Below are 13,504 nucleotides of genomic sequence, written 5' to 3' on the forward strand. Positions count from 1 at the left end.
GCCGGTGAAGTCGTGTCGGAACGCCGCCGCGCCAAGAACGATGTTGATCGCTATTTCGCCAAGGCCGGCGATGTGACCGACGGCAAGCCGGTGGTGGTGCTGGTCGATGAAGGCACGGCGTCTGCCGCTGAAATCGTCGCCGGTGCCCTGCAGGATCATCGCCGCGCGATCGTGCTGGGCCAGCGCAGCTTCGGCAAGGGCAGCGTGCAGACCGTCTATCCGCTGTCGGCGGAAACCGCCCTGCGGCTGACGACGGCGCGCTATTTCACTCCGTCGGGCCGCAGCGTGCAGGAAAATGGCATCGAACCCGATATCCAGGTGCCGCAGCTTTCCGATCCGCGCGTGGCCGATCGCAAGCCGCTGCGCGAGGCCGATCTGAAGAAGCATCTGATCAACGAAATCAAGGATTCCACCGCCAAGCTGGTCGAGCAGGACGGCCTGGCCGATCCGCGCTTCGTCGCCAAGGCCGAGGATCTGAAGGCCAAGGGTGTGCTGGATTATCAGCAGGATTATGCCATCCGGCTGTTGGGTCGCCTGGCCCCGCCGGCCCCGCCGGCGGTTCAGGTGGCCGCTGGCGCTTCGGCTCGCGCCGCCCCCACAACCGCTTCCCGGTGATTGCGCCGTGGTTATTGCAGACGTCACAATCGCCGGTTAAGTCAGCCACAGCTTCATCCGCGAAGGATTTCGCCCGCCGTGCTGCGTCGCCTTTATGATTGGACTCTCGCCAAGGCTGCCGGCCCGGGTGCGGAACGCTGGCTGATGGGCATCAGCTTTGCCGACAGCAGCTTTTTCCCGGTGCCGCCAGATGTCATGCAGATCCCGATGTCGATCGCGCGGCCGGAACGCTCGCTGCGCTATGCAGCGGTGTCCACGGCCGCTTCGGTAGCGGGCGCGCTGCTCGGCTATCTGATCGGCGCCGTGCTCTACAAGACAATCGGTGTGCCACTGCTCAGCCTTTATGGCTATGAAGACAAGTTCGTGGCGTTCGCTGCCGACATCAAGGCCAATGGCTTCCTGTGGATGCTGGCCTTTGCCTTCCTGCCCATCCCCTACAAGGTCGCAACCATTGCGGCTGGTTCGGTTTCGCTGTCGATCCCGGTGCTGATCGCCGCTTCCATCCTGGGGCGCGGCGGGCGTTTCTTCCTGGTTGCGCTGGTTCTGCGGCGGTTCGGGGCACAGGCGCAGGATCTGATCGATCGCTATTTCAACGCGCTGGCGATCACCGCAACGGCGTTGTTCGTCGGCGGCTTCGTCGTGGTCAGATATGCCTTCTAGGGCGCCGAAGCTGGTGCTGGTGGGCAGTCTGGCCTTGCTGGCCGGCGCCTTCGGCTTTGAACATATCGCTGGCCTCAACCCGTGCGAGATGTGCTGGTGGCAGCGCTGGGCCTTGATGGCGACGGCCTTCTTTGCCGCCGATGCACTGGTGCTGGGCGTGGTGGCGCGCCGCAAGCCCGCCATCGCCGCAGCCGTGACCGCCACGGCCTGGGTGGCCGTCCTCGCCCTTGCTTGCAATGCCGGCCTCGCCCTCTATCACGCCGGGGTGGAACTGAAATGGTGGCAGGGCCTCACCCGCTGCACGGCCCCGCCGCTGGCCGGTGATGCGGCCACGATGATGGCGGATATTCTGGCGCAGCCGCTGGTGCGGTGCGACGCCATACCCTGGCAGATGTTTGGCGTTTCCATGGCAGGATGGAACTTCGTTATTTCGTTCCTGCTGGTTGGAGCTGCCTCGTGGCTGATGCTGAAGCCCCCCAAGATCGTCCGTTGAAACCGCGCCGTCACCTGCCCGGAGATCGGCACCACGACACGCGTGCCATGATCCGGGTCGATCAGGCCGGCGAAACCGGTGCGGCGCGCATCTATGCCGGGCAGTTGGCTGTGATGAGTGGCCGCCACAAGCTGGCTGGCGAGATTCGCCACATGGCGCACCAGGAACAGCGCCACCTGGATGGCATGAACGCCATCATGGCGCAGCGCGGCGTGCGGCCCACCCTGTTCGGGCCGTTCTGGCATGTTGCCGGCTTCGCGCTGGGTGCCGGTACCGCGTTGCTCGGCCCCAAGGCGGCGATGGCCTGCACCGAAGCGGTGGAAACCGTGATCGACGAACATTATGGCGAACAGACCGACGCGTTGGCCGACGGTAGCGACCCGGAATTGAAGGCGATGATCGACGATTATCGCGCTGACGAGGTGGAGCACCGCGAGGCCGCCGCTGCCCACACCGGCGGTAGCGCTTTCCCGGTGATGGAATCGATCATCCGCACCGGCTGCCGCGCCGCGATTGCCGTCGCGAAAACGCTCTAATTGCGGATCTGGTCGCGCAATTGATAACGGCCGCCCACTCGGCCGGAAAACATCTTGCCCACGCCCGGATGGCCGATACCGCCGCCATCGCCATCAGGCAGCAGGTTCTGCTGGCTGACATAGGCGACATAGGCCGATTCCTCATTCTCGGCGAACAGGTGATAGAATGGCTGATTCTTGTGCGGCCGGATCGATTCCGGGATGGACTGCCACCAATCCTCGGTGTTGTTGAACACCGGATCGACATCAAAGATCACGCCGCGGAACGGGAACACCCGGTGCCGCACGACATCGCCAATGGTGAAGGTCGCCGGAGTCGGCGCTTCAACAGGGGCTTTCGGATCGGGGCGAACGATCATCGGTTTCCACTCGGGCGGCATCGGGTTGATGAGCTTTTTCCTGCAATCATGGTGACGACGCAACGTCATCCATCTGCAATATAGGCGTTCGCGCGCTGGCGTGAAGGGGTGTGGTGTCGCGGCAGCGCATGCAAAATGCCGCAAAGCCGGGCTTGGCAGGCCCCGCCCCCTCCGCTATACGCCGCCGCTCGACCTGCCCGCCAAGGATGATTTCTTGCAGGCTCGCTTCGCGGAGAGGTGCCAGAGTGGTCGATCGGGACGGTCTCGAAAACCGTTGTGCCCTAGCGGGTACCGTGGGTTCGAATCCCACCCTCTCCGCCAATATTCACTGTAATATCTGAAAATAAACGATAAAATATCGAATATGTCTGAAAGAAAAGCGCAACTGTCACCGTGCTCGCCATAAATCGGAGCTCAACCGGGCTCTACAGCATTGAAGAGGGTCTGCTTCGCGCCCTACATTGGTCGTCTTAGCCAGTTCCCTGATTGCCCGAAAGCGGACGGCGGATGGCTCTTGTTCGTACGACCGGGTCTGGGACATCTCAGCGATTTCTGGCGGGCTCGCCGAATGTCAGCTTTCGGCACAGGCCGACATTCGGGCGTGTAGCCGAGCGATCCTGTCGAATAACCAGGTTTGGGCCGATTGCAGAATGTCGGGCGTGGAATCGTTCCGCTGGCAAAGCGGTCAACACTCTGATCGCAGACCCATGGCTGTTGGAGGGGCGTTGTCTTGCACGGCGCCAGCACCGACATGATGTGATGAAAGGGGCTGGCTCTGATATCGGCCTCGCGGGCTTTCCGGTTCAGCCAGCGTGATGGCTCGCAAGGGCTTCATTTCCTGCTGCGGTTTCAAACTGTAGCACGGCCCGCTCGCCCTGGTTGCTGAGCGCGCGCACCATCCGTTCGGCCGCGGAAATGGCGGCGGCACGGCAGGTGGCGGGCATCATCATGCAGTCATCGCGGCGAACCGCCCAGCCATAGGGTTCCTTGACAATGGCAAAAACAATCATGGCGGCACCTCCTGATCTGCACAGCACATGAAGGCAAAACGCGTGACCGGCGGTTTCGTTCACTGGTTTTGCGGCGAACCCAAAATAATCCTGATCACGCTGCCCGCCGCATCGCGTTTGAGCGGGAGGCGTAGTGGGACGCGAAACTGGGGGCCAGCTGGGCCGGGCGGGTGTGGCACCCCGTCCACCTCGGCGGCGGCAACGCCGCGGCAAACGCGGTGGGGGTTGGAGACGCTGATTTCGTACCGGCAATCCAGGTGGCGCAGCGTGACCTCAAAGCCGGGCCAGTTATCGGGAATGCAGGGGTCGATCTCCAGAAAGTCGTCGCGAATGCGCACGCCCAACAGATGTTCAAGTCCAGCCCGCTGCATCCAGCCCGCCGCCCCGGTGTACCAGGTCCAGCCGCCGCGCCCGACATTGGGCGGCCGCGAATAGATATCGGCGGCGACCACATAAGGCTCCACCTTGTAACGATGGAGTTCGGCCGGCGTCAGGCTGTGGTTGATCGGGTTGAGCATGGCGAGCAACGCGCCCGCCTGATTGCCATCACCCAGCATGGCCCAGGCGATCACCGACCAGAGGGCGGCATGGGTATATTGCCCGCCATTCTCGCGGATGCCGGGCGGATAACCCTTGATATAGCCGGGATCGAGCGGCGTGTGATCGAACGGCGGCGCAAACAGCAGCGCCAGCCCGGTTTCGGTCGAAACAAGCTCGCGGGCGGCCGAAGCCATGGCGCGGCGCGCCCGCGTCGGATCGCCGCCGCCCGACATCACCGCCCAGGATTGGGCGATGGAATCGATCCGGCATTCCTCGCTCGCCGATGATCCCAGCGGCGAGCCATCGTCGAACCAGCCGCGCCGGTACCAGTCACCATCCCAGGCCTCGCCGTCCAGCGTGGCGCGCAGGGCGGCGGCATGGGCCGTCCACGCCGCAACCCGCGCCGTGTCGCCGCGGGCGGCAGCAATCGGTACAAACGCCGAAAGGCTGGCATCAAGAAACCAGGCCATCCAGACGCTTTCACCCAGCCCCTCATGGCCAACCCGGTTCATCCCGTCGTTCCAGTCGCCGCCGCCAAACAGCGGCAGGCCGTGCACCCCGACCGCAAGGCTGGCATCCAGCGCCCGCGCGCAATGTTCATACAGGCTGGCCGAGGTGTTACTGATGCCGGGATGGAAGAAATTCTCCATTTCGCCCGGGGCCAGCAAGGGGCCTTCGAGAAACGCAATCTCTTCCGACAGGATCGCGGCATCGCCGGTTGCCGAAAGATAATGCGCCGTCACCAGCGCCAGCCAGACGCGATCATCGGCAAAGCGGGTGCGCACGCCATTGCCGGCTTGCGGCAGCCACCAATGCTGCACATCGCCTTCGATGAACTGCCGACCCGCCGCGCGCAGGATCTGGGTGCGGGCGATAGCGGGGCGCACCGTGGCCAGCGCCATCACGTCCTGCAACTGGTCGCGGAAACCATAGGCACCGCTGGCCTGATAGAAGCCGGCGCGCGCCCGGATGCGGCAAGCCAGCGTCTGATAGAGCAGCCAGCCATTGAGCATGATGTCGAGCGAACGGTCCGGCGTGGTGACGTGCACCGCGCCGAGCACTTCGGCCCAATCATCGGTCACTTCGGCCAGCACGGCATCAAGATCGGCGGTGCGATAGCGTTCGATCAGCGCGCGCGCGGCGGCGTCGCCATCCGTTTCCCCAAGCAGGCACAGGATCTCGATACTGGCGCCTTCGGCCAGTTCGATGTGCGTCTGCATCGCGCCGCAGGGATCAAGGCCGGCCCCGACGCGGTTGGACAAGGGGGACTGGCTGGCCATCGCCAGCGGATCGCCAATATCGCCGTTGCGCCCGATGAATTCCCGGCGGTCCCCGCTCTGACTGGTCTGCCGCCCCCCCAGATCAAGAAAGGCGGTGCGGCCGGCAAAGCCCGCAACCCAGGCATTGCCGGCGAACATCGCGCCGCTGGCCGGATCGATGCGGGTGACGGTGAACGGGGCAGCGGCGGCGCGCGACGGCCCCAGCACCCATTCCACATAGGCCGCAACCGTCAGCCGCCGCGCCCGCCCGGACCTGTTGCGGATGGTGAGCCGTGAAATCTTCACCGGATCGGCGATGGGCACATATTCGATCAGGCCGAATTCCAGCCCCGACACGGCATATTCGAACCGGCTGTAGCCCCAGCCATGACGCGCCACATAAGTGCCGGCGGGATCGCGGATCGGTGCCGCAGTCGGGCTCCACAGCGCGCCATCATCGTCATCGCGGATGTAGAAGGCGTGTCCGGCCGGATCGCCAACCGGATCGTTGGACCACGGCGTCAACGGGTGTTCGCGGCTATTGGCGGCCCAGGTGAAGCCGGCGCCATCGGCCGAAACCTGGAAACCAAAATCGGGGTTGGCAATCACGTTGATCCACGGCAACGGCGTCGTCTGGCCGGGTCCCTGCACGATCACATATTCCCGGCCATTCTTCGCAAAGCCGCCGATGCCGTTGAACAGTTCCAGCGCCGGCAGGCTGGCCGGGCGATCGGCTTTCGCAGCGAGTGCCACGCGCGGCGGGCGCCGGCGCAGCGCCGGTTCACGCCGCGCATCGAGCTGGCTGGCCAACGGGCCGTTGTGCGCATCGATCACAACCCGCGCCACAGCCAGCAGCAGATCACGGGTCGGATCGGGAACAAGATCAGCGCGCAACACGAACACCGTGCCAGGGCTGCGTTCACCGAACTGCGCGCGCGACTGGCTGGCCCGCACTAGGCCCTCCAGCGCGCTTTGCAGATCCTGAACATAGGATGTGCCGCGTTCGTTGATGATCACCAGATCGAACGGCAGCTGCTTCATCCGCCAATAATCGGTGGCCTGCATCAGTTCGCGTGCCACGGCCAGTTGCTCGATATCCGCGATCCGCAGCACGATGATCGGTAAATCGCCGGATATGCCCAGCGACCACAGGCAGGATTGCGGGCCGGTCCCTTGCGCGATGGCCGCTGCACCCGGCCGCATGCTGGCCGAAACAAACAGCATGTGCCCGGCCAGCCGTTGGAACTGGGCGGCCTGGCCCGCACCCAGCCGCAGATGGTGGAGCTGGATCTGGGCCTGGGTGAAGGCCAGCGTGGCCGCGCGTTCATAGGCGGTTGGCGCGCTGTGCTTGTCGATCATCTCCAGAACCGCTTGCCGGCTGGAGCCCGCCATCGTCCAGAACGCCACATGGGCCGTTTCACCGGGGGCCACCCGCACACGGGTGCGCAACACAAACACCGGATCGACCACGGCGCCGTGCGAGCCTGAAAGGGATCGGCCATCGGCAACGGCGCGCGGCCGGTGGGCATTGCCGCCCCGGCCAAGAAACTGGGCGCGATCGGTTTCGAACTCGCACGAACCGACGGCCTTGTCGTCCACCACGATCAGGTGCGCGGCCCAGGTTTCGCGGTCAGCCGGGTCGCGCTGGCGGCGCCGCGCCAGCAGGGCATGGCCACCAGGCAGACATTCGGTTTCGATGAACAATTTGGAAAAGGCCGGGTGGGCCACATCGGCGGCCTGAGGGGCCAGCGCGAGTTCGGCAAACGATGTGATCTCGACGGTGCGTACCTGGCTGCCAGCATTGCCAATCGAAACGCGCCGCACCTCGCTGTCGTCCTCTGCCGAAACCAGCACGGTCATGCTGGTGGTCAGATCGCCATCGCGGCGGACGAATTCGGCGCGATCTTCGTTGAAACTGACTGCGAAGCTGTCCGGTTCACGGCGGACCGGCTGGAACCCGGCCGACCAGATTTCGCCATTATCGGCATCGCGCAAATAGATATGGGAGCCCCAATCATCACATGTCGGGTCTTCGCGCCAGCGGGTGACGGCCGTGTCGCGCCAGCGGCTGTAACCCGATCCGGCCGCCGTGATCATCAGTGTGTAGCGGCCGTTGGACAGAAGATGGGTTGCGGGCGCCGGCGTGTGCGGCGTCGCGAACTGTCGGCCAATGGATCGACTGATCAACGGCGTCTTCGTGGCCGGTTGGGCTTCATCGGCAGCAGCGATTGGCGTTGCCGCCACCAGGCGCGGCATGCGTTCCTGCAGCAGCAGTTCGGCGGCTTTCACCAATGGTTCGGCATGGAAGCGATCACACATGACGCCGCCCAACACCGTGTTGGCCAGCGCCACGATCGTCATGCCCTGGTGATGCGCCATGAAATTGCGGACGATGGCCACGCTGCGGCCGACCGGCAGCCGCGACGCCGTGAAGTCCAGCGCGTCATAATAGCCATAACGCCCCATCGCGCCCGCCGCGTCGAGGCGCTTGAAATTGGCGATGGCGGCGTGCGGCTGCGCCATGGCCGCCAGCGCGGTGGCATAGGGCGCAACCACCAGATCGTCTGCCAGCCCGCGCTTCAGCCCCAGGCCTGGCACGCCGAAATTGGAATATTGATAGGTCAGTTCCAGATCGCGGGCGTTGAACGCCGATTCCGATATGCCCCACGGCAGATCATGCAGCTTGCCATATTCGATGTGGGCCGCCACCGCCCGGCACTCGGTGCGTTCCAGCAGGCTGCCGGCCGGCGGGCGCATGACCAGCGCCGGCATGAGATATTCGAACATCGAACCCGACCACGACACCAGCAGCGGCCCGGCACTGGTTCCGCTTGGGCCCAGCGTGACGGCATGGCCCAGGCGGAACCAGTGCCGGGCCGGGACATCGCCCTTGGCAATGGCAAAGAAGCTGGCGAGCCGGGCCTCGGAGGCCAGCAGGTCATAGTGGTTTTCATCGAGCGCGCCGGTGGCATCCGAATAGCCGATCGACAGCAGCTTGCGATCCGGGTGCAGCATGAAGGCAAAATCCATCGCCATCGCCATGGCACGCGCGTCTGCCGCCAGCGCCAGCAGCCGCGCACCGGTGTGGGTTGGCTCTTCATCCGGCTGCGCATCGCGCTGGTGACTGTCGATGGCAGCGCCCACGGCGGCCAGCCAGAACAGTCGGTCATGATCATCATCCTGCGACACAGCCTCGGCCAGCGTTGCCCCGATGTTCATGACGGCGAGGCCAAGATCGTGCCAATCCACGCCGCCATCGGCCGCGGCTTGCAGCCTTGCCGTCAGCGCCGCGGCGGCCGCTGCGGGCCCTGCGCTGGTGCCGGGCAGCGCCTGGAAGATGGCCAGGGCGTCATGCACGCCGGCAAGGCGGGCCGCATCGCCTTGCGGCTGTTCGCGCCACGCGTTGCAGGCATTGGCCAGCGCGATCAGGTGGCCGGCAAGATTGCCGCTGTCCACCGACGACACATAGGGCGGATCGAGCACCCGGCCATCACGCGTGTCGTACCAATTGTAGAAATGCCCCCGGCAGCGCGGCAGCCGCGCCAGCGTCGCCATGGTCGCTTCCAGTCGATCGATCGCCTCGCGCGTACCGATCCAGCCGAAATCGCGGGCGCTCGCCACCGACAGCAGGTAGAGGCCGATATTGGTCGGCGACGTGCGGCGCGCGATGACTGCTGCCGGGTCTTCCTGAAAATTGTCGGGCGGCAGCATATTGTCGGCCGGGGTCACCACGAACTCGAAATAGCGCCAGGTGCGCCGCGCGATCAGCCGCAGTTGCTTGCTGTCAGCCGCATCCAGTCTCAGCCGTTGCGGCAGCACCGGCGGGGTGCTGATCCGGCAGGCCAACGCTGGCGATGCAACCCACAACAGCGCGAACGCCAGCGCCACGGGCCAGCTTGCCTCCCCGCTGGCGATAGCAAGACCGAGCCCGATGATGGGCAGGATGATGGCGCCCGGCATGCGCCCGTAAAAGCCGCGGGTATCAAGCCGCATCGCATCGGCCAGTTGCGCCGCCGGAATCCATTCCAGCATGTTGCGGTGGGTGATCGTGACCCGGATCAGGGTGCGCGCGATGGCATCGCCCATCAGCCAGGCCTGATCGGCGAGGAACATGACCACCAACCCCCAGCGCGCCAACGCCAATCGCAAATCGGCACCAAGCGCCCGCAATTGGGCAGAAACGGCTACGCCCGTTGGCCATCTGAGCAGGCTTTCGAGGAACGGGATCAGCGCCGGCACGGCCAGCACCAGCAACAGGAACAGCGTCCACAACAGTGCCGCTGGCAGAGGCAACAGCCAGCCGGCAAACAGCGCCGCCACAACGGCCGGCGCCGTCAGGCTGCGCCGCAGATTGTCGATCATCTTGGCCCGGCCGGTCATCGGCAAGGCGGCGCCAGCACCGCGCCTCAACCCCAGAATCCAAGGCAGCAACTGCCAGTCACCCCGCGCCCAGCGATGATAACGGCGCGACGCAACGTCATGGCGCTCGGGGAATTCCTCTACCACCTCCACGTCGCTGGCGAGGCCAGCACGGGCAAAAACGCCTTCGAACAGATCATGGCTCAACAGGGTGGATTCCGGCACTCGCCCGGCCAACGCTGCCTCGAACGCATCCACATCGTAAATGCCCTTGCCGGCGTAGGACCCTTCGCCAAACAGATCCTGATAAACATCGGAAACCGCCGCTGCGTAAGGATCAATGCCGCTGTGGGTGGAAAACAGCCGCTGGAACCATGATCCTTCGTGGCCGATTGCCAGCGCCGGCGTGATCCGCGGTTGCAACAGGCCATGGCCTTCAACCACGCGCCTGCTGACGGGATCAAACCGCGGCTGGTTCAGCGGATGCGCCAGCTTGCCGATCAGGCGCCGCACCGTATCGCGCGGCAGCCGTGTATCGGCATCAAGGGTGACGACGAACCTGACATTGTCGGGCACCGTTGGCACCCGACCAGCGGGCGTGATGAAACTCGTATCGCTGGCCCCACGCAGCAGCCGGTTCAATTCCTGCAGCTTGCCGCGCTTGCGCTCCCAGCCCATCCATACGCCTTCGCTGCGGCTCCATTGCCGCCGCCGGTGCAGCAGCAGGAAGCGCTCCCCGCCGGCGATGGCCGGATAATGCGCGTTCAGCCGGGTAATGCCCGCGCTGGCCATTGCCAGCAGCGCGGCATCGGTTTCCTGTGTTTCGGCAGGCGCATCGCCCCAATCCGACAGCAGTGCGAAATGCACATCGCCTTCCAGGCTGGCGAGATGATGGATTTCCAGTGTCTCGATCTGTTCGGCAATGCCGTGCGCTGATGTCAGCATCACCGGCACCGCAACCAGTGTCCGCAGATCTTTGGGAACGCCGTGCCGCAATTCCAGCGCTGGCAGGAAGGTGGCCGGAATGGCGCGCGTCACCCCGGCGTTGACCAGGGCCACTGCGGCATCAAGCGCCGGTATGGCACCCAGAGCCAGCAGCAAGACCACCCAGGCCGGCGCGATCTGCAGGCCGATCAGCGCCAGGGCCGGAACCAGCAGGATCAGCGCGGCCACCCCCATGATCACCGCGCCATAGCCGGGCAGGCCCAGGCGGCGGCTCAATCGGCGCGGCCAGACCCTGATGGGCGCGTGATAGCCAATCTGCACCTCAAGCAGCGGCCGGCCAGCGGCCACCAGATAATAGCCGGGATCGCCGCGACGCGGATCGATCGTGCCGTCGGCAAACCGCGCCTTGGCAGCGGCCTGCAACGCGCGCGCCGCAACCTCGATTTCCGACAGCGGCGAGCTTCGCGCCAGGGCTTCGATGGCGGTGCGATAATGGTTGCGACTGGCAAAATCCATTGCCCGATAGGTGTCGTTCGCCGCCAGCAGATCATCGACCGGCGACATTTTCTCGAACAAGACCGACCAGTCGATTTCCGCCATCACCCGCATGCTGGTGATGATGTTGCGCACCGTCACGGTGGCGCCGATCTGGCGTTCCTGCTCGGAAATGATCGCGGCGTTGCTGTTGGTCCCGCGTTCGGCCAACCTTGCATCAAGCCACGTCAACGCCTGCGCAACGCCGTCGCTGTGGGTTTGCAGCCGGTGCACGAATTGCACGGCGAATGCATCGGAAGCCGGCCCCTGATGGCTGGCCAGCACTACGGCTGCCGGCTCGGCGACCCCGGTTTCGACGCCCAGCAGGCGATCGGCAAGCGCATCGGCGGATTGGCGATCTGCCTGGCTATGCTCGATCCGTACGGCAAAGCGGCGCAAATTCTCGATCAGCACGATACGCAGCGTTGTGGCCACCGCCCACAATTCGCCGATCGTCAGCGGCTGCACCTCCTGATAGGCGCGCATGAAGCCTGTCAGCGCTTCGGCATCGAAGCGGCTGTCGGTATGCGCGACATAGGCCCAGGCAATGCCGAACACGCGCGGGAAGCCCACGAACGGGCCGGCGACCAGCTTGGGCAGCAGGCGATAGAAGGCCGGCGGCAGATTGGCGCGCACATCCCTGATATGGCGTTCAACAAGGTGGAAATTGTCCACCAGCCATTCGGCCGCCGGCGTGATGGGCATTGCCGCCTGCAGGGCCAGCATCGTCGCCCGGAACGTCTGCCGCAGCCGCGTCTCGTTGTCGGCCAACCGGGCACTCAGGGACACGCCGCGCCGTGGCCCGGCATCGCTAGCCTGCGCCCACGCCAGGCTGCGGGCGTGATCCTCCAGGCGCTCAACCCCGAATAGTTCCTCGCGGATCGGCTTTTCGCCAAACCACGGCGACGGGCGCGGGCGGAACAGACCACCGATCATGGCCGCCACCGTGACCTGCGCCTGGAAACCGATGTGCGGGCGCCCAACAGCCTGCGCCCCGGCCATGTCGGGCTGCGCACATCCATCATCCTGTGCCTATCGCGTTGCGGACGGTGCTGTCCGTGGCTCTATAACCAACACCGCGGGCAGAAGTTCCGCAAACGGCAGGAGAAGCCCTCTGCCAGCGCCCGCGACGCGTCCGCAGGCGGCGTGCGGCGTCCAAGCCGCGCCCAAAACGGCCTTTTCATTGAGTGTTGAAGCAGGTCAGGCCACTCCAATAGTGCCACGCGGTTGCCCAAAGTCCCAAGGATGTTGCGGGGGAACGCCGTGGGGAAAGCGGGGAAGGACGGTGGCCGAGAACCGTCTGAAACCGACGCGGCTCGCTTTCCTTGAAGTTGATGGCGGGCCATGAGCGGCTGTTGCGGCAATTCCCCAGGCCAGAACCGGGGTGACACGGTAGATTCCGTCGCTGCCTGCAGCGCGCAGCCCAAGTCATGGCTTCTTAACGCTTCCGTCATTCCGGTGGAGCAAAAGCCAAGGGCTTTCCTCATGCGAACCATAAGAAACATTGCCAGCACAGCGCTGGCAGCCGCGCTCCTCGCCGCTCCGGCCCTCGCAGTCGACACCAGCTCGGTGACGTTTGCGCAGTTCACCCAGCAGACCTCCAGCAAGATCGCCCAATATGGTTCGATTGCTGGCGGCAACAGCCTGACCATCGCCCAATCGCCGGTCTTCTTCGTCATCAGTGCCTTTGGCCCGCTTGGCTTCTATCCGACCACGATGACGATGGCCGCAACCTCGATGGCCGCGGTCACCAGCCTTGGTCCACAGTTCCAGCAGCTCGGCTGGACCGGTAACATCCGATTTGGCGATGCCACCAGCGCCTTTCTGGACGTCAATTTCGCCAACGCCACCTTCAGCTTTGATGGTACCGGCGGTTCGGCCAGCCTGATCTCCACCGATCCCGGCAATCCGATCAGCTACACGTCCAACGTGCTGAACCTGCCGGCCTTTGACTTCAAGGACTTCTCGCTGGCCTTCACGGCGCTGACGCCGGCCTTCACCGTCGCGGCCAATGGCTTTGGCACGCCGTTCGATGCCAATATCGCTGGCTCGTTCGCCGGATCCGATGACCAGGGCGGCACTGGCGGCGTACCCGAGCCTTCGGCCTGGGCCATGCTGCTGGCCGGCTTTGGCCTAGTGGGCATCACGGCGCGTCGCCGTTCCGGCCGCGCCACGGTTGCTGCCTGATTGGCAT

Annotated in this window: 8 protein-coding genes and 1 tRNA gene; 6 read left to right on the forward strand and 3 right to left on the reverse strand. The window is 65.0% G+C overall.

What is annotated here, in order from left to right; all coding sequences use genetic code 11:
• From RMO81_RS00005 to RMO81_RS00020, 4 genes are all read left to right on the forward strand, one after another.
• Positions 1–615 (forward strand): S41 family peptidase (locus RMO81_RS00005; protein WP_310473671.1); only part of this gene is annotated, 615 nt, incomplete at its 5' end.
• Positions 616–693: 78 nt separating this feature from the next.
• Positions 694–1,275 (forward strand): DedA family protein, encoded by a 582-nt coding sequence (locus RMO81_RS00010; RefSeq protein ID WP_310473672.1) that lies wholly within the window; start codon positions 694–696, stop codon positions 1,273–1,275.
• Positions 1,276–1,288: 13 nt separating this feature from the next.
• Positions 1,289–1,768, forward strand: a complete 480-nt coding sequence (locus tag RMO81_RS00015) for a disulfide bond formation protein B (protein ID WP_310473673.1) — start codon at positions 1,289–1,291, stop codon at positions 1,766–1,768.
• A 47-nt stretch (positions 1,769–1,815) separates the two neighbouring features.
• The gene (locus tag RMO81_RS00020; protein WP_310473697.1) at positions 1,816–2,304 is read left to right on the forward strand and encodes a demethoxyubiquinone hydroxylase family protein; all 489 of its coding nucleotides are present in this window, start codon (positions 1,816–1,818) and stop codon (positions 2,302–2,304) included.
• On the opposite strand, the gene hspQ is transcribed toward RMO81_RS00020, so the two are convergent.
• A complete protein-coding gene (hspQ, locus tag RMO81_RS00025; protein WP_310473674.1) occupies positions 2,301–2,663 on the reverse strand; it encodes a heat shock protein HspQ in 363 nt (120 codons plus the stop codon). The two genes, RMO81_RS00020 and hspQ, sit on opposite strands and share 4 nt — an antisense overlap.
• Before the next feature lie 231 nt (positions 2,664–2,894).
• Here hspQ and RMO81_RS00030 point away from each other — a divergent pair.
• A tRNA-Ser gene (locus tag RMO81_RS00030) sits at positions 2,895–2,984 on the forward strand.
• 482 nt (positions 2,985–3,466) lie between these two features.
• Here the strand turns inward: RMO81_RS00030 and RMO81_RS00035 are convergent.
• Positions 3,467–3,736, reverse strand: a complete 270-nt coding sequence (locus tag RMO81_RS00035; RefSeq protein WP_310473675.1) for a hypothetical protein — start codon at positions 3,734–3,736, stop codon at positions 3,467–3,469.
• Positions 3,733–12,312 carry a GH36-type glycosyl hydrolase domain-containing protein gene (locus RMO81_RS00040; RefSeq protein WP_310473676.1) on the reverse strand — a complete coding sequence of 2,860 codons (8,580 nt, stop codon included), beginning with the start codon at positions 12,310–12,312 and terminating at the stop codon, positions 3,733–3,735. Before RMO81_RS00040 ends, RMO81_RS00035 begins: the two co-directional genes overlap by 4 nt.
• A 483-nt stretch (positions 12,313–12,795) precedes the next feature.
• Here RMO81_RS00040 and RMO81_RS00045 point away from each other — a divergent pair, with 483 nt between their 5' ends.
• A complete protein-coding gene (locus RMO81_RS00045; protein WP_310473677.1) occupies positions 12,796–13,497 on the forward strand; it encodes a PEPxxWA-CTERM sorting domain-containing protein in 702 nt (233 codons plus the stop codon).
• Positions 13,498–13,504: the final 7 nt, after the last annotated feature.

It is taken from the genome of Sandarakinorhabdus sp., assembly GCF_031422795.1.
Classification (GTDB): Bacteria; Pseudomonadota; Alphaproteobacteria; order Sphingomonadales; family Sphingomonadaceae; genus Sandarakinorhabdus.